Here is a 19949-nt window from a genome sequence, read left to right on the forward strand (position 1 = left end):
GGCGATGGGCCACACGGTTAGTCCAAGACTTAAGTGTTGGGACGCTTACCGTGGTTGGCGCCGCCGCGCTTACGGTCACGACGCTTGCGTGCACGCTTGCTCATAGCTGCCTCCTTCGATTTGCTGAAAGTTCTGCCCTCCAGTGTCCCACAAGGTGAGCCCGACAACCTAAACCGCGGCCCGGACCGGCCGCGGAATAGGCTTGCTTAGTCGATTGAGCTGCCGGCGGCCATGAGGGCGTTGCGTTGTTCCCGCCGAAGAGCCTGCTCAGCCGGATCAGGCACGGGTGCCGCGGCGAGCAGGCGGCGCGTATATGCATCCTGCGGATACCGCAGCACCTGCTCGGTGGAGCCCTGTTCAACCATGATGCCCTTGTTCAGCACTGCGATATGGCTTGCCAGGATCTCCACCACCGCCAGGTCGTGGCTGACAAACAGGCAGGCGAAACCGTACTGCTGCTGCAGGTCCTGAAGCAGGGCAAGCACCCTGGCCTGTACCGAAACGTCCAGTGCGGACGTTGGCTCATCGGCCACCAGCAGCGACGGCCGCAGGGAGAGGGCCCGGGCAATACCAACGCGCTGCCGCTGTCCGCCGGACAACTCATGGGGATACCGGTTGCGGAAGCTGGTGGGGAGCTGGACATCGTCCAGCAGGCCCTCAACCCGGGCGTCGAGGTCCTTGCGCGAGAGCTTCTCATGCAGGAACAACGGCTCGCCGATGGATTCGCCGATGGACATGCGCGGGTTCAGCGACGCCGCCGGATCCTGGAACACGATCGCAAATTTCCTGCGCAGCGGCAGCATCTGTTTCGGCGACAGGCCGGCGATGTTGGTGCCGTTGATGTCAACGCTGCCGGCGCTGACCGGAAGCAGTCCCGTTACCGCCCGGGCGATGGTCGACTTGCCGGAACCGGATTCGCCAACCAGCCCCATGACTTCACCGGGGTTGATGACGAAGGAAACGTCGGTCACTGCCTTGAAGGCGGGCTGGCGGAACCGGCCGGGGTACTCAATGGATACCCCGGTCAGCTGCAGGGCAGGCACGACGCCGGCGTCCGGCGTCGTCAGATCCTCGGAATCCCGGAGGACCGCCCGGGGAGCCGCGGATATCTGGAGCGAGCCGTCATTCTCCACCTCAACGGCCGACAGCACTCCGCCGACTACTGACCCCAGATGCGGTACAGCTGCCAGCAACTGGCGGGTGTACTCCTCCTTCGGATTGTTGAAGAGCTCAGCCACGGGCGCCGCTTCCACAATCCGGCCTTTCTCCATGACAACCACTTTGTCAGCGAGGTCCGCCACCACGCCCATGTCGTGGGTGATGAGCATGACAGCACTGTTCAGGCGCTTGTTGAGGTTCCGGAGCAGTTCCAGCACTTCAGCCTGAACGGTTACGTCCAGGGCCGTAGTGGGCTCGTCGGCGACCAGCAGGATGGGGTCATTGGCGATGGCGATGGCAATCATGGCCCGCTGCCGCTGACCGCCGGAGAACTGGTGCGGATAGGAATCGTACCGCCTCTCCGGCTCGGGGATTTCCACCATCTGCAGCAGCTCGATGGCCCGTGCCTTGGCCTGTGCCGGAGAAGCATCAGTGTGCTGTTCGATGATCTCCTTGATCTGCTCGCCCACGGTGAGCACCGGGTTGAGCGCCGTCATGGGTTCCTGGAAAATCATGGCAATGTCATTGCCCCGGATTTTCCGCAGTGCCGACTGCGGAGCACCAATCAACTCCTTGCCCTGAAGCTTGGCGCTGCCCTTGGAACGTCCGTTGCCGGGGAGGAGCCCCAGCAGCGCCATGGACGACATGCTCTTACCTGAACCTGATTCACCCACGATGGCCAGGATCTCGCCGGGGGAGACGGTGAAGGAAACGTCCTCCGCCGCCATTACCCATTTGTTGTCCACGCTGAAATCGACGCCCAGGCCGGACACTTCCAGAATCGGAGCCGTGCCCGCTGTTGATGTGATGTCGCTGTACAGGGGTGCCGAACTCATTGCTTGTTCCTTGTCTGTCGGGGATCAAACGCGTCCCGGAGGCCGTCGCCGATAAAGTTCACGGTGAGCGCAATGGCCACAATGAAGATGCCGGGCCAGAAGAAGAGCCACGGACGGGTGGTCATGGCCGCCCGGTTCTCATTGATGAGCTTGCCCAGGGACGTATCCGGCGGCTGTACACCGAGGCCCAGGAAGCTCAGCGCGGTCTCCAGCAGAATGGCGCCCGAGATTGCCAGAGTTGCGGACACGATGATGACCCCAACGGTGTTGGGCAGGATGTGCTTGAAGATGATGCGGCCGGAGCTGGCACCGACGGACTTGGCAGCCTCGACGAATTCTTTTTCCCGAAGGGAGAGGAATTCGCCGCGGACAATACGGGCCAGCCCGGTCCAGGTCAGCAAACCAAGGAAGATCGCAAACACCACGATGCCGTAGTCCGAGACGATGCTGGCCAGCACCGCGGCCACCACCAGCAGGGGGATGGTGATGATGACGTCGGTAAAGCGCATCAGGACGGTTTCGATGAAGCCGCGGAAATACCCGGCAAGGGCGCCGACGACGGTTCCCACGACGGTGCCTACGATTCCGACAATGAAGGCGATGGTCAGGGAAATCTGGGCGCCGCGCATCGTCATGGCAAAGTAATCGCGGCCCAGCGTGTCCTGGCCGAACGGGTGGTTCCCCAGGCCCGTCCAGGACAGGGTGGGGGCTCCGCCGTCTTCAAGCGGCATCACCGTGGAGAACGTGTGCGGCCACCAGCCGGGGATGCGCAGCGGGCCCACGGAGAGCCCGATGGAGGTAAACGCGAGCAGCACGATGAACACCAGACCGCTCAGGCCGGCAATGGCACCCTTATGGCGGAAAAACCGTTCGCGGACCAGCTGGCCCTGGCTTTTCGCAGCGGTGATCTGTGGATCCGCCGTGACGGCCCGGGTTGCGGGCGCGTCAGCGATATCCGTCCTCTGGCTTTCCAGAGTCATGCTCGTCAGTTCCGGGCTGCTGTCCGTGGTTCCGGACGGTATTTTCTCAGTCATGTCTTCCGCCTATCAGTTCAGGCTAATGCGCGGGTCGAGGAACGCGTACGCGATGTCGGCCAGCATGTTGAAGGTCACCGCGGCCACACCGGTCACCAGGAAGAAGGCCATGATGACGTTGGGATCCACATTGCTCAGGCCGTCCGTAAACATCTTTCCCATTCCGCTCCAGCCGAACACCGCCTCGGTAATGACCGCCCCGCCCAACACTCCGGCGAAGTCGAACGCCATCAGGGTGGTGATGGGGATCATGGCATTGCGGAAGGCATGCTTGACGATCACAGAACGCTCGCTCAGGCCCTTGGCCCGTGCGGTGCGCACATAATCCTGGTTCATCACCTCGAGCATGCTGGCGCGGGTGTAGCGGGTGTAGGTGGCAAAGGAGATCAGCATGATCGCGATGGTCGGCAGGACCAGGTACAGGGCGTAATCCAGGTTGATCTCCCAGAAGGTGCCCTGCAGGTTTGGAGTCGAGGACCCCGTAGTGGGAATGGGGCGACCGCCGTTTTTGCGGGACAGGGAGGGATAGGCGCCCAGCAGTGCGTCAATAAAGACGAAGAAGCCTATGGCCAGCCCGATGACTGCGGTCAGGTTACGGGTCTGCCTGGCATAGGGACCGCCCACAAAATGACCGATGGCCAGTGACACGAGAAGGGTGAGTACCGCGAGGCCTGCAATGATGCCCCAATTGGGATCCTGCATGAGCGGCTGGGTCACCAGATAACCGATGAAACCAACCGCCGCAGTTGCGAGAGCGGCATAGACAATCCGGCGGCGGCGGAAACCTGCCAGCAAGGCTGTAAGTCCCAGGGCCAGTCCAAAGGCGGTAATGAACAGGCCAATCGGGCCCAGGCCCGGTGTCTTGAACCAGTTGGAGATGAGCAGCAGGTAGAACGTGACCGACGTGGCAACGGCAACAATGGCGAAGACACGAAGGCGGCGGTTCCTGTCGCCGCCGACAGCGACTGCTCCAATGAGTCCCACTATGAGTCCCACGGCCGCTATTCCCAGATAGGACATTTGCGGATCGGCCAGCCAGGTGTTCAGATCAATCGCCAGGTACTGCTTGAGCAGAGTGGAGAGCCAGAACAGCGGCATGGAGAAGAGCAGGAAAGAAATGAAGGTAATGGAGTAATCGAAGGTGCTGTACTGGCGAAGGGCAGTGATCAGGCCTACGGCGACGCCGAGAACGATGGCCACCAGGACAGCTACGACGACGAGCCGGAAGGTGGAGCCGATCGCTGTCTGCAGCTGGTCGATCACGGGGCTGCCGGCACGGTTAAGCCCAAGTGTGCATTCGGCACCGCCGGGGATCATGCATCGGCCAACTTCCTGCAGCCAAAGGAGGTAGCGGACGGCGACAGGCTGATCAAGATGCAGTGCTGCCGTTCGCTGGGCAATGCGCGACTCGCGGTCGGCGCTCTGGAGCTCGATCAGGTCATGAAAGGGATCGCCAGAGTTGACGGCAAGGATGAACATCAGCACCGTGGCGGCGAGAAGGACGAAGAACGAGGTCACCGCTCTTCTGAGGATGAAAGAGAACACCGAAGGCTCCTATTGGGGGTGGTACGTAAAGCCGTAGCGGGGCAAAAGTTTGGGATGGGCAGACCGTGGGTCTGCCCATCCCGCTTTCTAACCGTTATGGCGTGATGCCTTGGTTAGGCCTGCTTGGTCCAGTTGAAGGCGTTCCAAGTGACGCCGCTCTGGGTGGGGTTGTACACCACTTCCTCCATGGAGGAGTTGTGGGCGACGATGTCAGCGTTGGCGAAGAGGAGGACGTTGTAGACGTCCTTGGCGAGTTCCTCTTCGAGCTGGATCTTCAGTTCCTTCACCTTGTCGGCGTCTGTGGTCTGGGCAATTTCATCCCACAGTGCGTCGACCTTTTCGCTCTTGTACTTGCCGTAGTTCTGCACACCCTCGGAGTCGTAGATCGACTGGCCGCTGGCTACGAGGCCGGAACCGGCCCAGCCGAACAGTGCAGCGTCCCAGGAGCCAAGCTCGTCAAGCTTCTTGGTCCACTCGGCATCCGGGGTGGCAATGATGTTGAAGCCGGCCTGATCGCAGGAATCCTTGATCAGTGCGGTCATGTCTGCGCGGACCTGGCTGGCTGAGGAGAACAGCACGCGGACGTCAACGGGCTCGGTCTTTCCGGCTTCAGCCATGAGGGACTTGGCGCCTTCGAGATCGACTTCGTCGTATTCGCTGGCAGCGGGTGCACCCTCGAGGATCTCGTCGTACTCGGGCTGGGAGGGCTGGTATTCGCGCAGGTTGACCACGGTGGATTCGGGGTCAACCGGCTTGACGAACTTGTCAACGATGTCCTGGCGCGGAACGCACTTGGAGAACGCCTGGCGAACCTTGATGTCCTTGAACACGCCGTTTTCGGACTGGTCCAGGTCAATGTGGGAGAAGGTCATGCCGGTGCCGGTAAGCATGGTGACTGAATCGCCGATGGCTTCGATCTGATCCTTGGTGTCACCGGTGGGACCGGAAGGCTCAATGATGTCCACGTCGCCGTTCTGCAGCGCCTGCACAGCCTCGGTGTCGGCGATGGTCTTGAACACGATGCTCTCGGTGGCGGCCTTGCGGTCTTCGCCCCAGTAGTTCTCGTTCGCGGTCAGCGTCAGGTTTCCGCCGGCTGCGTTGTCCAGCTTGTACGGACCGGAGGACGGGATGAGCGCGGAGTCCGGCAGGGAGGGGAGGCCCTCGGCGTAGCCCCAGCCGGTGTTCCAGAACTCGGCCACGGGCTTCAGGGACGCGAGGTCACTGTCCTGGATGGCGGCAACGAGTGCTTCGCCATTGTTCTCGGTGCTCAGTCCGCCCTGCTCAGCCGCAACGTGGGCCGGCATGAGGGAACCGATCATGAGGTTTTCCCAGTCAGCGTACGGCTGGTCGAAAACGTAGGTGAATTCCTTGTCGCCGGCTTCGCCTTCAGGCATGGCCAGGTATTCGTAGCCGTTGTTGGAGGAGGGCTCGAAGATTTCCGTCTCGCCGTCGACGACCTTGCCGGAGAATGCGGCCCAGTTCAGGAGCACGTCATCGAAGTCGATGGGCGTACCGTCGGACCACTGGGCGTCCTCATTGATCGTGTACTTCACGGTCAGGGGGTCATCGCTGGTCTTTTCGAAGGTGCCAAACTCTTCATTGCGAATGACGCCCTCGGGGCTGTACTCCGAGAAGTTGCTGTGAACCAAGTTGTCCACGTACGTGTTGTACACGCTGTTGGACTTGGACGTGCCGCCGTTGTAGAAATCGGGGGCCTGGCTGATGGCAACTGAGATGGACGACGCGAGGTTGGCGTCCTCAGTGGTGTCGCTTTCGGCGGTTTCTCCGCCTCCGGCTGAGCCGCAGGCGCCCAGGAAAAGGGCCCCCACGGAAAGTGCGGCAAGAGTTGCCGTGCGCTTTGTACGCATTCGTAGTCCTAACTTGTGATGAAGTCGTCAGGAACCACCGCTGGCGGCTCCCCCAAGCGATCGTGATGACCGCCACATGTTCCGAAAGACTAGTCACTAATTGTTTCCACTGTGCTAACTGTGAGCGGACGTTAACTGATTGTTACTTGTAAAGCACGGCGGCAGGGTTGTGCAGGAAGGTGCTTTAGTTGCAGTTGCAGGCCGGAAAGGCGCGGCTTTGCACGGATTTTTCGCCGCCTGCATCAGGGATGGAGGAGAAAATTACTTGGGGCAATACGTCTTAATGTGTAGAGGGCCTCCGGCGTGTCGCCGAAGGCCCTCATGAGGGGTTCTCGTCTATTCAGTTCATGTCCGGAAGGTCCAGCCAGCGGTACCAGCCGCGGTGGAGAACCAGCCAGGCCATCAGGCCGTATCCGGCCTGTCCCGGAGTCCCGCCGTTGGAAGCCAGGTCAGTGCGCCACTGTTCATGGTTTAGCAGGGGAGTCAGCGTGTCCACATACACGTGCTTGCGCCGTGTGGTCACATCGCCAAAGGCGGCAGACAGATCCGACAGACGGCGGTTCCGTTCGGCATCGAGCCCCGGCGGGGGACCGACGACAAAGACCTTAATGCTCATTTGTGCGGCCCCGTCGAGGATATTGGCCAGGTTGAGGCGGCTTCGCGCCGTTGACAAGTCAAGGTCCAGGTCCCGGTCGGACAGGCCAATTACCAGCCGGTTCTCGCACCTGTCGTCAAACCGGCGGCCGGCCTCCTGAAGCCAGCGGTTCGCCAGGGATTCGGTTCCCTCCTGGGGTGCTGCAAGGGTATACGCCTGTACGCTCACGTTTTCGGGGGTGGTGCGGGCCAAAACGCGGCCCAGCCAGCCCAGGGCGCGAGGGTCGCCGTGCCCGGCCAGCAGCTCGTCGCCGACGGCTGCCAGCCTGATTTTGCGTTGTTCCACTAGTCACCTTCTCCGGTCACAAAAAAACGGGGTGGGGCGCCGCGGCGCCCCACCCCAACTTAGCCTACTGACGCTCGAAGGCCTTCTTGACGAGAATGTCCTGCTCCACGGCGTGCCGCTTGGCTGAGCCGGTGGCGGTGGACGCGGACGCCGGACGCGACACCAGGCGCAGCGGGCGGTCCAGCTGTGCCGGCAGGTTCAGGCCGATGAACGGCCACGGACCCTGGTTGGCGGGCTCATCCTGTGCCCAAACGATGTCAGCGTTCGGGTACTTGGCGACAGCTGCCTGGATCTCCGCAACGGGCAGCGGATAAAGCTGCTCGACCCGGACAATGGCTGTCTTTTCGTCACCCGTCTTCTGCCGGTTGGCCAGCAGATCGTAGTACAGGCGGCCGGAGACCAGCAGCACGCGGTCGACGGCGTTCGCGTCCAGGTCTGCGTGCTCCGGGATGACCGGCTGGAACGAACCCTGGGTGAAGTCTTCCACCGACGTTGCCGCAGCCTTCAAACGCAGCAGCTGCTTCGGGGTGAAGATGATCAGCGGCTTCCGCGGCCGGCTGTAGGCCTGGCGGCGCAGCAGGTGGAAGTGGGAAGCGCCCGTGGTGGGGTTCGCCACGATCATGTTGTCTTCGGCGCACATCTGCAGGAAGCGCTCGATGCGGGCCGAGGAGTGGTCCGGACCCTGGCCTTCGTAGCCGTGCGGGAGCATCAGCACCAGCGAGGAACGCTGGCCCCACTTCTGCTCCGCCGAGGAGATGAACTCGTCGATGATGGTCTGCGCGCCGTTGACGAAGTCGCCAAACTGCGCTTCCCACAGAACGAGGGCATCCGGGCGTTCCACGGAGTATCCGTATTCGAAGCCCATGGCGGCGAATTCCGACAGCAGCGAGTCGTAGATCCACAGCTTGGCCTGGTTCGGATCCAGCTCTGCCAGCGGCATCCATTCCGCACCGGTTGCCCGGTCGTGGAAGACGGCATGGCGCTGGGTGAAGGTTCCGCGGCGGGAATCCTGGCCTGCGAGGCGTACGGGGACGCCTTCCATGACCAATGAGCCAAAGGCTGCGATTTCAGCGAAGCCCCAGTCGATGCCGCCTTCGCGGGACATCTGCTCGCGCTTTTCCAGCAGTGCCTTCAGCTTCGGGTGCACCGTGAAGCCTTCGGGCACTGCTACGTGGGCCTTGCCGATGTGTGCCAGGACCTCGGCGGAAATAGCCGTGGACGCCGGGGACACAATGGTGCTGCCTTCCTGCTGGGACGCCGGGCGCTCCAGATCGGAGACGGCTTCGGTGTCCTTGGTGATGACCGGCAGGGGAGAGGTCTGGGCAGCGTGCGTCTCAGCGAAGACCCGCTCAAGGCGGCCCTGGTAGTCGCGCAGCGCCTGTTCGGCCTCTTCCTGGCTGATGTCGCCGCGTCCGATGAGGGACTCGGTGTAGAGCTTGCGCACCGAGCGCTTGGCCTCGATCAGGCTGTACATCATCGGTTGCGTCATCGAAGGATCGTCGCCTTCGTTGTGGCCGCGGCGGCGGTAGCAGACCATGTCGATGACAACGTCCTTGTGGAACCGCTGGCGGTAGTCGTAGGCCAGTTGCGCAATACGCACAACCTGCTCCGGGTCATCGCCGTTCACGTGGAAGATCGGAGCCTGCACCATCTTGGCAACATCGGTGGAGTACACCGAGGAGCGCGACGACGTGGGCGAGGTGGTGAAGCCCACCTGGTTGTTGACCACAACGTGGATGGTTCCGCCGGTGCGGTAGCCCCGGAGCTGCGAAAGGTTCAGGGTCTCCGCCACCACGCCCTGGCCGGCGAAAGCGGCGTCTCCGTGGATGAGGATCGGCAGGACAGGGAACTCGTCTCCCTGGTCCAGGCGGTCCTGCTTGGCCCGCACGATTCCTTCGAGTACGGAATCCCCGGCTTCGAGGTGGGACGGGTTGGCGGCCAGGTACACCTTGGTCTGGTTGCCGTTGTCCGAGGTGAAGGTGCCTTCGGTGCCGAGGTGGTACTTCACGTCACCGGAACCCTGGACGCTGCGCGGGTCCTGGGTGCCTTCGAATTCGCGGAAGACCTGGGCGTAGGTCTTGCCCGCGATGTTGGTCAGGACGTTCAGGCGGCCGCGGTGGGCCATGCCGATGCCGACTTCTTCAAGTCCGTCGTCGGCGGCACCGGAAATCACGGCGTCCAGCAGCGGAATCAGGGACTCGCCGCCTTCCAGGGAGAAGCGCTTCTGCCCGACGAACTTCGTCTGCAGGAACGTCTCAAAGGCTTCAGCGGCATTGAGCTTGCCCAGGATGCGCAGCTGTTCTTCGCGCGTCGGCTTGCTGTACTTGGTTTCCAGACGATCCTGGAACCACTCGCGCTCCACCGGATCCTGGATGTGCATGTATTCGATTCCGGCGGTGCGGCAGTACGCGTCGCGGAGCACGCCGAGGATCTTGCGCAGCTTGAGCATCGGCTTGCCGCCGAAGCCGCCGGTGGGCCATTCCCGGTCCAGGTCCCAGAGGGTCAGGCCGTGGTTGAGGATGTCCAGATCCGCGTGGCGGCGCTGGACGTACTCCAGCGGGTTGGTGTCGGCCATCAGGTGGCCGCGGACGCGGTACGCGTGGATCAGCTGCTGGATGCGCGCAACCTTGTTGATCTGCTCGTCCGGGTTGACCTGGATGTCGGGGCTCCAGCGCACGGGCTCGTAGGGGATCCGCAGGGATTCGAAGATCTCGTCGTAGAAACCCTGCTCGCCGAGGAGCAGCTGGTGGATGATCCGCAGGAACTCGCCGCTGCCGGCACCCTGGATCACGCGGTGGTCGTAGGTGGAGGTCAGGGTGATGATCTTGGAGACGGCGTTCTGGGCCAGGATCTTCTCGTTGGAACCCTGGAACTCAGCCGGGTAGTCCAGGGCGCCGGCGCCGATGATGCAGGCCTGGCCCTTGGACAGGCGGGGGACGGAGTGCACCGTTCCAATGCCGCCCGGGTTGGTGAGCGAGATGGTGGTGCCCTTGTAATCGTCCGCCGTGAGCTTGCCGTTGCGGGCCTTCTTCACGAGGTCTTCATACGCCTGCCAGAACTCCGAGAAGTTCAGTGTTTCGGCCTTCTTGATGTTCGGCACGACGAGCAGACGGGAGCCGTCCGGCTTCGGCATGTCAATGGCCAGCCCGAAGTTCACATGCGCGGGCTGCACAGCCACAGGCTTGCCGTCCACGACGTCGTAGTACACGTTCTGGGACGGGAACTGGGCGGCGGCGCGGATGATTGCGTAGCCGAGGAGGTGGGTGAAGGAGACCTTGCCGCCGCGGGCGCGCTCCAGATGGCTGTTAATGACAATGCGGTTGTCGATCAGCAGCTTTGCGGGCACGGCACGCACAGTGGTTGCCGTGGGGACGCTCAGGCTCAGGTCCATGTTGGTGGCGATGGCCTTGGCCGGACCGCGCAGGACGTTGACCTTGTCCTCTTCGGAGGGCTTGCTGTTGGGCTGGGTCTTGGGCAGCTGGGCCGGAATCGGCGGGGTCTTGCTGTCAGCTGCCTTGTTCTCGGCTGCTTCGCCCTTGCCGGCGGCCGGCTTGGAATCCTTAGCAGCAGAGTTGGACGCTGCGGATTCCTTGGCAACCGGAGGCTTGCCGGACTGCTGGGTGGAGGCGGGGGACTCGCCGGAAGCCTTCGGCTTGGCGGATTCGGCCTGCACTACCGGAAGCTGGCGCGTTGTGGGATTGGCGCCAAGTTCGCTGGGGGCTGCCGATCCGTTTCCGTTGGAAGTGCTCGAACCGGAGGCCTGGGCCTCCTCGTTCTTAAAGGAGTCGAAAATGCTCCACCACTTCTTGTCAACCGAGTTCTTGTCCTTGAGGTACTGCTCGTAGAGTTCATCGACAAGCCACTCGTTGCCGCCGAATTCTTCCGGCAGCCGGTGGTTGGATTGGTCTGGCACTGTTAATACGCCTCTTCCATGAGTTGCCTTTTGCCCTGATTGGCACCATGTCTGAGGGCAAGAAGCCTCAAAGCTCACTGGTGCGGCCCGGCCGGTGCGCAGTGACCGAGACTTCATGCCAGTCTAGTGACATTGCGGGACAACTGGCCAATTCTGTTTGACATCCGTCATGCAGCGGGGCCTCCCGCGCGCAAGCTCGCCAGTGGCGCGTGCGGCCGTTCCGTTTCACCGGTGGCGCCCAAATGCCAAACCTGTAAACTGAAAATCTCATGGACAGTTTCTCTAGGCGCCGGCCTGCGTCCGGTTCCGCAGCTTCTGCGGACCGCACGCACAGAGCCGGCCACGCCCGCACCCATTCACCCCGCACCCCCGGCGCCGCATCGGAGCCTTCCAGACCGGCTTCGGCCGATCACCCTCCGCCTGCCGCCCGCAGCGGGCACTTTCCCGCGGTACTTCCTTCCGCGCTTCCCCTGATAAGCCGCGCAGCGCTTCACAATCCGGCGGTGGGAGCCTAAATGGAATGGTTATATCTCTTCTTTGGCCTGGTGCTGATTCTCGGCACCGGCTTTTTTGTGGCTGTTGAGTTCTCTCTGGTGGCCCTGGACCAGCCCACGGTCCGGCGGGCCGTGGAAAACGGCGACAAGGGTGCCGAGCCGCTCCTGCGCTGCCTGACCTCCCTCTCCACCCAGCTCTCCAGCTGCCAGCTGGGTATTACCCTCACCACACTGCTGACCGGATTCGTGATGGAGCCGTCAGTGGGCCGCCTGTTGAAAACCCCGCTGTCTGCCCTGGGCCTGCCGCCGGTTGCCGTGGATTCCGTGTCCGTGGTGACGGCCATGATTCTGGCGACGTTCCTGTCCATGCTTCTGGGAGAGCTGATCCCCAAGAACATGTCCATCTCGCTGCCGTTCCGGGTAGGGCGCGCCCTCGCCCGGCCGCAGCTGGCGTTCACCGTGGTGTTCAAGCCCGCCATCCTGGTGCTCAACGGCTTCTCCAACAAGGTCCTGAACCTGTTCGGGTTGGAAGCCAAGGAGGAAGTGAGCGGAGCGCGCACCCCCGCCGAACTTTCCTCCATGGTCCGGAGGTCGGCCGAGATGGGCACCCTGGACCAGGGCACGGCCAACTTCCTGTCCCGGACGTTCTCCTTCGCGGAGCGGACGGCCGCAGATGTCATGACGCCCCGGATCAGGCTGGAGACCATCGATTCCGAGCAGTCCGTAGCGGATGTCATTGAAGCTGCACGCCGCACCGGATATTCACGCTTTCCCGTCCTGGGCGATTCCCCGGATGACATCAGGGGAGTGGTCCACGTGAAAAAGGCAGTGGCTGTGCCCCGCAGCCGGCGGGCGGACCTGCCGGCCGGGGCCATCATGAGTGAGGTCCTCCGGGTGCCCGAGACGGTGCACCTGGACAGCCTGCTCTCCGAGCTGCGGGGCGCGAACCTGCAACTCGCCGTCGTCCTCGATGAGTGGGGCGGAACAGCCGGCGTCGCAACCCTCGAGGACCTGGTGGAGGAAATCGTCGGCGAAGTGTCCGACGAACACGACAAGATCAAGCCGGGCGTGCTGCAGAGTGCCGCCGGCGCCTGGTACTTCCCGGGCATCATGCGTCCCGATGAAGTCTCCAGGCTCGTGCCGCTGCTGCACATTCCTGATGAAGCCGGCTACGAAACGGTGGGCGGCTACATTATGGCCGAGCTGGGCCGCATCGCAGCCACCGGTGACCGCGTCAGCGTTGAGGGCGGACTCCTGGAAGTTGAACGCATGGACGGCCGGCGCATTGACCGGGTCAGTTTCATTCCCCGGTACGACGACGACGATCCTGCCGCTGTCGACGAAAGCGCGGCGCCCGCGCCTTCGAAAAAGCCGGAACCGAAGAGCGCAGCCGGAGCTGATGCTCCGACAACGGATGCTGCCGGCAAGGGGGATCGGCGATGAGCGACCTGATGGGCATCTTCTGGCTGGTGGTGCTGTTGATCGGCAACGCCTTCTTCGTGGGCGGCGAGTTTGCCGTTATGTCCGCGCGCCGCAGCCAAATTGAACCGTTGGCCGAAGCCGGGTCCAAACGGGCAAAGACCACGCTCTGGGCCATGGAACACGTATCCCTGATGCTGGCCTGCGCGCAGCTGGGCATCACGGTGTGTTCGCTGCTCATTCTCTCCGTGGCCGAACCGGCGATCCACCATCTGCTGGCGGCTCCGCTGGAAGCCCTTGGGCTGCCGGTGGAATTCGCAGACGGCGCCGGATTCCTGGTGGCATTGCTGATCGTGACCTTCCTGCACGTGACCTTCGGCGAAATGGTGCCGAAGAATATTTCCGTGTCCGTGGCGGACCGGGCGGCGCTGCTTCTGGCACCTCCGCTGGTCTTTATCTCCCGGCTGGTGCGGCCCGTCATTTCCAGTTTGAACTGGCTGGCGAACCACGCGCTGCGTGTCATGGGCATTACCCCCAAAGATGAGGTGGCCTCGGCTTTCACACTGGAGGAAATGCAGTCCATTGTGGAGGAGTCCACGAAGCACGGGCTGGTAGCCGATGATTCGGGCGTGATTTCAGGAGCACTGGAGTTCTCCGGGCAGTCCGCCGGAACAGTGATGGTGCCGCTGGAGGAGCTTGTGACGCTGAGCACCGACACCACACCGGCAGAGTTCGAGAAAGCCGTGGGGCGCACGGGCTTCTCCCGGTTCGTGCTGATGGATGACCACGGAAACCTGACCGGGTATATGCATCTGAAGGACATCATGGCCATGCCGCTGGATGCCTATGACCGCCCGCTGACCGAAAACAAGGTGCGGACCCTGGCGAACCTGCGGCTGGAGGACGGGATTGAAGATGCCTTGGCCACCATGCAGCGCACCGGATCCCATCTGGCCCGCGTGCTCGGTCCGGACAACCAGACCCGCGGAGTGCTCTTCCTGGAAGACATCATCGAGCAGCTCGTGGGCGAGATCCGGGACGCAACGCAGGCCCAGGGATTCCGGCGGTCCGGGGAAAGCTATTCGGAGTAGCTCCGGCTCGTAACGCGCATTCCTAGATGCGAATGATTCGCGTTTACGTTATGCTGGGGGAGTTCCCCCGCGGAACTCCCCCTCCATCTCCAAGCACTTCCGCTCGACAGGGAAACAAAAACTTATGCGACGACCCTCCGTCCGTCTTGCCGGCATCTTCCTGGCCGGGGGAGCCCTGATGCTCTCCGGCTGCACCGGGGGCTCCGGTGACTCCGGCTCCGGTTCCTCCGCTGGGGGAGGCGACGGTGCTCTTGAGGTGGTGGCTTCCACCAATGTCTACGGGAACATCATGGAGACCGTGGGCGGGGACCGGGTCAGCGTCACTTCGATCATCGACCGCCCCAGCCAGGACCCGCACTCCTACGAAGCGACGGCACGGGACAAGCTGGCCGTCTCAGAGGCGGACGTGGTGGTCCTGAACGGCGGGGGCTACGACACCTTCATGGAAACGCTGGTTGCCGATTCCGGCATTGACAGTGCGGACGTCCTCAACGCCGTGGAGATCTCAGGGCTGGGGGAAGCTGACGGCGAAACGCACGACGACGACCCCTCGCACTCCGCCGAGAGCGGAGACGATCACGCCGACGATCACGGCGGACACTCCCACGGATCCTTCAACGAACACGTCTGGTACAGCCCCGAAGCAATGGGGCTGCTCGCCGAAGCGGCCGCAGAACGCCTGGCCACCCTGGACCCCGACCATGCCTCCTCCTACCGGGACAATGCCGCAACCTTCAACAGCGGCATCGAAGAGCTCACGGCTGACCTGGCCGAAGACAAAACCGCGGCCGGCGGCAGGGATGTGGCGGTGACGGAACCTGTTCCTGAATACCTGTTTGAAGCTGCCGGCCTGCACAACGTGACGCCCGCAGACTTCACCTCAGCCGTCGAGGAAGGGTCAGACGTCCCGCCGGCGGTTCTGAAACAAATGCAGGATCTGCTGCGCTCCGGTGACGTGGCCTTCCTGGCCTACAACACCCAAACCTCCACGGCGCAGACCGAAACTGTCCGCGCCGCGGCGGAAGACGCAGGCGTACCCGTGCTGGACTTCTCCGAGACCCTGCCCGAAGGCCAGGACTACCTTGGCTGGATGCGCGCCAACGTGACCTCAATTGATGACGTGCTGCGGTGACCGGTCCCGTTGTCCGGCTCCGGAACGCCGGCCTGACCTACGGGCAGCGCACTCTTTGGGACGGCCTGGACCTGGACATCAAGCCCGGTGAATTCCTTACGGTGCTGGGCCCCAACGGTTCCGGCAAGACCAGTTTCCTGAAAGTCCTGCTGGGTCTGCAGCAGCTGAGCCGGGGAACCGTGGAGATCAACGGAAAACCCGCCCAGCGGGGCAGCGCCGACATCGGTTATATTCCCCAGCAGAAGGCCTTCGGCCCCGGGACGCCGCTGCGGGCGCGCGACCTCGTGGGACTCGGCGTCGACGGCAATAAATGGGGGCTTCGGCTGAAGCGCGCCCCGGTCCGCCGGCGGGTGGATGAACTCCTGGAACAGGTCGGTGCCACGCGTTACGCCAATGAACCGGTGGGCCTGCTCTCCGGCGGCGAAGTCCAGCGGCTGCGGGCCGCGCAGGCACTGGCCACCGATCCCGACCTCCTGCTGTGCGATGAACCCCTGCTGTCCCTTGATCTGCACCACCAGCAGGCCATCAGCTCACTGATTGACCGGCGCTGTCATGAACAGGGTTCGGCCGTGGTGTTCGTGACCCACGAGATCAACCCCGTCATTGATTACGTGGACCGGGTGCTGTACCTGGCGGGCGGCACCTTCCGCACCGGAACGCCGTCTGAGGTGCTGCGCTCGGACGTGCTCTCGGAGATGTACGGAAGCCGGGTGGAGGTACTGCGCAGCCACGGCCGCATCGTGGTCCTCGGCATCCCCGATGCGACCACCCATGTCCACGGCGAGAGCGAGGATGACCATGGACTTGCGTGATTACTTCTCCGCCATCTTTGACTTCAGCGACTACGGGCAGCTGCTGCCCCTGGTGGCCAACTCCATCTGGGCGGCAGCCATCCTTGGACTGGTAGGCGGCCTGATCGGCACCTTTGTCCTGATGCGGGACCTCGCCTTTGCTGTGCACGGCATCGCCGAACTGTCCTTCGCCGGCGCAGCCTTTGCCCTGCTGATCGGCGCCAACGTGGTGATCGGGTCCCTGGCAGGCTCCGTGGCCGCAGCAGTGCTGCTCGCCGTGATGGGGCTCAAGGCCCGTGACCGGAACTCCGTGACCGGAGTAATCATGCCCTTCGGCCTGGGCCTGGGCATCCTGTTCCTGGGCCTTTATGAGGGCCGTTCGGCCAATAAGTTCGGTTTGCTCACCGGGCAAATCGTTGCCGTCGACACCGTGCAGCTGAACCTGCTGGCCGGCACCGCCGTCGTCGTCATAGCCGGACTCGTCCTGATCTGGCGGCCGCTGACCTTTGCCAGTGCAGACCCGGAACTGGCAGAAGCCCGCGGTGTTCCCGTGCGCGTTTTGTCCATTGTCTTCATGATCCTGCTGGGGCTCTCAGTGGCCCTGTCCATCCAGGTGGTGGGTGCGCTGCTCGTGCTCTCGCTGCTGATCACGCCGTCGGCCGCCGCACTGCTGGTGACATCCTCGCCGCGGCTCGTCGTGCTGCTCAGTGTTGCGTTTGCCGTGACCTCGGCGGTGGGCGGAATCCTGCTGGCGCTGGGCGGGCGGATCTCGATCAGCCCTTACATCACCACCATCTCGTTCCTGATCTACATCGTCTGCCGGCTGATAAAGCGGATGCGGGCAAAGGGACGGGCACAGACGGGCGCAACAGTCCGGGCGTAGCCCGCCCTAGGCGCTGCAGTCCGGGCAGAGGCCGAAGATCTCCACCGTGTGGGCCACGTCTGTGAACCCGTACTGGGCCCCGAGCCCGGAAGCCCAGGCCTCCACGGCGGGCGCCTCCACTTCCACAGCCTTGCCGCAGTTGCGGCACACCAGGTGATGGTGGTGGTGCTCGACGGCGCAGCGGCGGTAGAGCGCTTCGCCGTCGCCGGTGCGGAGGACATCCACCTGGTTTTCTTCCGCCATTGACTGCAGGATGCGGTAGGTGGTGGCCAAGGAGACGCTGTCTCCGCGCTCGTGCAGCAGCCGGTAGAGCTCCTGGGTGCTGACGAAATCATCCAGCTCATCCAGGGTCCGGCCGACGGCGAGCCGCTGGCGGGTGACCCGCTGCTCCGGTTGCCGCTTCACTGGGCGGGACGTCTCGGATGACATGCTCCTCCTTGGAACAGTGGTGGCGGTGCCTGCAGGCCCCGGGGGACAAGCCCAACATGGACTCTCCGCAGCCGGTACCGCCGGCGCAACTTCCAGATTATCGCACCGGGCCTGCGGTCGGCCCCGCGGGTCACGGGGAATTGTCCGGCCAAGGACAGGTGCGCAGGGGTACTGTGACCCTATGAATCTGACCAAGTACACCCATTCCTGCGTGCGTCTGGAGCGTGACGGCAACGTCCTCGTCTTGGATCCCGGGTCCTTCTCCGAAGTGGAGGAAGCCCTGGACGGCGCTTCAGCGGTCCTGATTACCCACGAACACGCCGATCACCTGGACCGGGACCGTGTTTTGGCCGTGCTGGCCGCGAACACGGAGCTGGTGCTTCACGCGCCGGCAGCCCTGGCCGCAGAGCTGCGGTCGGCATCAGCCGCGAACGGCAACGACGCTGATGACCGGATCATCGACGTCGAACCCAACAGTACTATTTCGGCAGCGGGCTTTGAGGTGCGGTCCTTCGGCGGCCAGCACGCCCTCATCCATCCGCTGGTACCCCTGGTGGCCAACGTCGGCTACCTGATTGACGGCACCCTTTATCACCCGGGGGATTCCTTCGTGATTCCGAACGGGCTGACGGTGAAGACCCTGCTGGTCCCCATTCATGCTCCGTGGTCCAAGGTGGGGGAGGTCATCGACTTTGTCATCGCTTCCGGGGCCGAGCGTGCCTATCCCATCCACGACGCCCTGTTGAATGAGCGCGGCCTGGGGATCGCGGAGAGCCATGTGACCCGTTTCGGCGAACTGTACGGAACCGTGTACCGGCATCTGTCCCCCGGAGAGTCGGTCGAGGTATGAGCGGGCCGGTCATCAGCGTTCAGTCCCTGCAGGAACTCCTGGCCAGCGGTGAGCCGGTGGTGCTGCTGGACGTGAGGTGGGCGCTGGGACACACCGACGGGCACAAGCAGTACGAGCGCGGGCACATTCCGGGCGCTGTCTACGTGGACCTGGAAAAGGAACTGGCCGCTCCGGCGGGGAACGGTTCCGCGGGCCGGCATCCGCTGCCCGCGCCGGAAGACTTTCACCGCACGGTCCGCGGCTGGGGCATCAACCCCGGGGACACCGTGGTGGTGTACGACGCCGTCAGCGGCACGTCGGCAGCGCGCGCCTGGTGGCTGCTGCGCCACGCCGGGCTGGACTCCGTCTACCTGCTCGACGGCGGCGTCGTCGCCTGGCACCGGGCCGGTTTCGCTCTGCAGGGCGGACCTGTGGTGCCCGACCCCGGGAACGTCGAGCTCTCCTGGGGCCGTATGCCGGTGGTGGAAATGTGGGACGTCCCCGCAGTTGTGGCAGGCGGGCGCCTGATCGATGCGAGGGCAAAGGAACGCTACCGCGGAGACCGCGAGCCGGTGGATCCCCGGGCGGGGCATATTCCCGGAGCCGTGAATGCTCCCGCCGCGGGGAACCTTGCCGAGGATGGCACCTTCCGCCCGCCGGAGGAGCTGCGGACAGCGTACGAGGCACTGGGCGTTCGAAAAGGCGATCCCGTGGCCGTGTACTGCGGGTCCGGTGTCAGTGCTGCCCACGATGTCGTGGCCCTGGAGCTGGCCGGCTACCGGGCGGCCCTTTATCCCGGGTCCTGGTCCCAGTGGTCCTCCACCAAAGGATCCCCGATTGCCCTGGGAACCCAGGCGGGGGAATGGCCGGGGGCGGTCAAAAAGCGATAGCGTCTAAGCATGATTACCGGCCGTCCCGTTCCGCCGCCCCTGCGCTTGAAGGTGCCTGCAACCAGGCAGCCATCCGATGTATCAAGCGGCGCCGCAACCCCGCCATCCACTGCCCAGCCCCCGCAAGGAGCACCCATGCCCACCCTGTTCACCAAGATCATCAACGGCGAGATTCCCGGCCGCTTTGTCTGGAAGGACGAGGACGTGGTGGCGTTCCTCAGCATCGGTCCGCTCACCGACGGACACACTCTGGTGGTGCCCCGGCTCGAGGTCGACAAGTGGACGGATGTCCCGGCTGATCTGGTGCAGAAACTCACTGCTGTGGCACAGGTTATTGGACAGGCGCAGGTTGCCGCCTTCGGCTCGGAGCGGGCCGGACTGAGCATTGCCGGGTTCGAGATTGATCACCTTCACCTGCATGTCTGGCCCGCGAACTCCCTGCAGGACTTTGACTTCAGCAGGGCCGAGTCCAATCCCGACCCGGAACGCATGGACGCCAATGCCCAGAAGCTCCGCGGGGCGCTGCGGGCCGCCGGACACGGGGAGTTCGTGCCGGAGGCGTAGCGGGCAGCTCAGATCGGCAAAGGGGCGGGGAAACCCGCCCCTCTTTTATTGCGCCGCAGCCTGGCAACCGGTTTGGGATTCGGCAACCACTTTGGGCCTTTGCTGCCGGTGCGGACCGGCAGGGATTTCCCGA

The 19949-nt window shown here is 63.7% G+C and carries 16 protein-coding genes; 8 read left to right on the plus strand and 8 right to left on the minus strand.

Annotated elements, in window-relative coordinates; genetic code table 11:
- Nucleotides 1-29: 29 nt before the first annotated feature.
- The 7 genes from CXQ89_RS19095 to CXQ89_RS05980 form a co-directional block, all read right to left on the minus strand.
- A complete protein-coding gene (locus CXQ89_RS19095) occupies nucleotides 30-104 on the minus strand; it encodes a 50S ribosomal protein bL37 (protein WP_369299106.1) in 75 nt (24 codons plus the stop codon).
- Nucleotides 105-206: 102 nt separating this feature from the next.
- Entirely contained in the window at nucleotides 207-1994 is a 1788-nt protein-coding gene (locus tag CXQ89_RS05955; RefSeq protein ID WP_104052499.1) for an ABC transporter ATP-binding protein, read from the minus strand.
- On the minus strand, nucleotides 1991-3028 hold the full coding sequence (locus tag CXQ89_RS05960; protein ID WP_258059891.1) for an ABC transporter permease: 1038 nt from the start codon (nucleotides 3026-3028) through the stop codon (nucleotides 1991-1993). The genes CXQ89_RS05955 and CXQ89_RS05960 overlap by 4 nt, the downstream gene beginning before the upstream one ends.
- Nucleotides 3029-3040: 12 nt before the next feature.
- On the minus strand, nucleotides 3041-4573 hold the full coding sequence (locus CXQ89_RS05965; RefSeq protein ID WP_104052498.1) for an ABC transporter permease: 1533 nt from the start codon (nucleotides 4571-4573) through the stop codon (nucleotides 3041-3043).
- Nucleotides 4574-4686: 113 nt separating this feature from the next.
- Nucleotides 4687-6441, minus strand: coding sequence for an ABC transporter family substrate-binding protein (locus tag CXQ89_RS05970; RefSeq protein WP_104052497.1), 1755 nt, complete (start codon nucleotides 6439-6441; stop codon nucleotides 4687-4689).
- A 340-nt stretch (nucleotides 6442-6781) separates the two neighbouring features.
- The gene (locus CXQ89_RS05975; protein ID WP_104052496.1) at nucleotides 6782-7381 is read right to left on the minus strand and encodes a GDSL-type esterase/lipase family protein; all 600 of its coding nucleotides are present in this window, start codon (nucleotides 7379-7381) and stop codon (nucleotides 6782-6784) included.
- Nucleotides 7382-7445: 64 nt separating this feature from the next.
- Nucleotides 7446-11294 carry a multifunctional oxoglutarate decarboxylase/oxoglutarate dehydrogenase thiamine pyrophosphate-binding subunit/dihydrolipoyllysine-residue succinyltransferase subunit gene (locus CXQ89_RS05980; RefSeq protein ID WP_104160560.1) on the minus strand — a complete coding sequence of 1283 codons (3849 nt, stop codon included), beginning with the start codon at nucleotides 11292-11294 and terminating at the stop codon, nucleotides 7446-7448.
- 515 nt (nucleotides 11295-11809) lie between these two features.
- Between CXQ89_RS05980 and CXQ89_RS05985 the strand changes: the two genes are divergently transcribed.
- From CXQ89_RS05985 to CXQ89_RS06005, 5 genes are all read left to right on the plus strand, one after another.
- A complete protein-coding gene (locus tag CXQ89_RS05985; RefSeq protein ID WP_104160561.1) occupies nucleotides 11810-13231 on the plus strand; it encodes a hemolysin family protein in 1422 nt (473 codons plus the stop codon).
- Nucleotides 13228-14298, plus strand: a complete 1071-nt coding sequence (locus tag CXQ89_RS05990) for a hemolysin family protein (RefSeq protein ID WP_104160562.1) — start codon at nucleotides 13228-13230, stop codon at nucleotides 14296-14298. Before CXQ89_RS05985 ends, CXQ89_RS05990 begins: the two co-directional genes overlap by 4 nt.
- A gap of 124 nt (nucleotides 14299-14422) precedes the next feature.
- Complete coding sequence (locus CXQ89_RS05995; protein ID WP_104160563.1) at nucleotides 14423-15430, plus strand: metal ABC transporter solute-binding protein, Zn/Mn family; 1008 nt, start codon at nucleotides 14423-14425, stop codon at nucleotides 15428-15430.
- Entirely contained in the window at nucleotides 15427-16242 is an 816-nt protein-coding gene (locus tag CXQ89_RS06000; protein WP_104052491.1) for a metal ABC transporter ATP-binding protein, read from the plus strand. Before CXQ89_RS05995 ends, CXQ89_RS06000 begins: the two co-directional genes overlap by 4 nt.
- Nucleotides 16229-17104 (plus strand): metal ABC transporter permease, encoded by an 876-nt coding sequence (locus CXQ89_RS06005; RefSeq protein WP_104160564.1) that lies wholly within the window; start codon nucleotides 16229-16231, stop codon nucleotides 17102-17104. The genes CXQ89_RS06000 and CXQ89_RS06005 overlap by 14 nt, the downstream gene beginning before the upstream one ends.
- 6 nt (nucleotides 17105-17110) lie before the next feature.
- On the opposite strand, the gene CXQ89_RS06010 is transcribed toward CXQ89_RS06005, so the two are convergent.
- Entirely contained in the window at nucleotides 17111-17533 is a 423-nt protein-coding gene (locus tag CXQ89_RS06010) for a Fur family transcriptional regulator (RefSeq protein WP_104052489.1), read from the minus strand.
- A gap of 181 nt (nucleotides 17534-17714) precedes the next feature.
- Between CXQ89_RS06010 and CXQ89_RS06015 the strand changes: the two genes are divergently transcribed.
- The 3 genes from CXQ89_RS06015 to CXQ89_RS06025 all read left to right on the plus strand — a co-directional run bounded on the left by CXQ89_RS06015 (nucleotide 17715) and on the right by CXQ89_RS06025 (nucleotide 19816).
- Entirely contained in the window at nucleotides 17715-18383 is a 669-nt protein-coding gene (locus tag CXQ89_RS06015; RefSeq protein ID WP_104160565.1) for an MBL fold metallo-hydrolase, read from the plus strand.
- Nucleotides 18380-19252, plus strand: a complete 873-nt coding sequence (locus tag CXQ89_RS06020; protein WP_104160566.1) for a sulfurtransferase — start codon at nucleotides 18380-18382, stop codon at nucleotides 19250-19252. The genes CXQ89_RS06015 and CXQ89_RS06020 overlap by 4 nt, the downstream gene beginning before the upstream one ends.
- Before the next feature lie 135 nt (nucleotides 19253-19387).
- Entirely contained in the window at nucleotides 19388-19816 is a 429-nt protein-coding gene (locus tag CXQ89_RS06025) for an HIT family protein (protein ID WP_104160567.1), read from the plus strand.
- Nucleotides 19817-19949 lie beyond the last annotated feature (133 nt).

Source organism: Arthrobacter sp. ZGTC212, from assembly GCF_002929255.1.
In the GTDB taxonomy this organism is placed as follows: Bacteria; Actinomycetota; Actinomycetes; order Actinomycetales; family Micrococcaceae; genus Arthrobacter_B; species Arthrobacter_B sunyaminii.

Coding starts and splice junctions, on each gene's coding strand:
- CXQ89_RS05990 (WP_104160562.1), top strand. CDS start 13,228: ATGAGCGACCTGATGGGCATCTTCTGGCTGGTGGTGCTGTTGATCGGC.
- CXQ89_RS06020 (WP_104160566.1), top strand. CDS start 18,380: ATGAGCGGGCCGGTCATCAGCGTTCAGTCCCTGCAGGAACTCCTGGCC.
- CXQ89_RS06015 (WP_104160565.1), top strand. CDS start 17,715: ATGAATCTGACCAAGTACACCCATTCCTGCGTGCGTCTGGAGCGTGAC.
- CXQ89_RS05970 (WP_104052497.1), bottom strand. CDS start 6,441: ATGCGTACAAAGCGCACGGCAACTCTTGCCGCACTTTCCGTGGGGGCC.
- CXQ89_RS05960 (WP_258059891.1), bottom strand. CDS start 3,028: ATGACTGAGAAAATACCGTCCGGAACCACGGACAGCAGCCCGGAACTG.
- CXQ89_RS05985 (WP_104160561.1), top strand. CDS start 11,810: ATGGAATGGTTATATCTCTTCTTTGGCCTGGTGCTGATTCTCGGCACC.
- CXQ89_RS06010 (WP_104052489.1), bottom strand. CDS start 17,533: ATGTCATCCGAGACGTCCCGCCCAGTGAAGCGGCAACCGGAGCAGCGG.
- CXQ89_RS06025 (WP_104160567.1), top strand. CDS start 19,388: ATGCCCACCCTGTTCACCAAGATCATCAACGGCGAGATTCCCGGCCGC.
- CXQ89_RS05995 (WP_104160563.1), top strand. CDS start 14,423: ATGCGACGACCCTCCGTCCGTCTTGCCGGCATCTTCCTGGCCGGGGGA.
- CXQ89_RS05955 (WP_104052499.1), bottom strand. CDS start 1,994: ATGAGTTCGGCACCCCTGTACAGCGACATCACATCAACAGCGGGCACG.
- CXQ89_RS06005 (WP_104160564.1), top strand. CDS start 16,229: ATGGACTTGCGTGATTACTTCTCCGCCATCTTTGACTTCAGCGACTAC.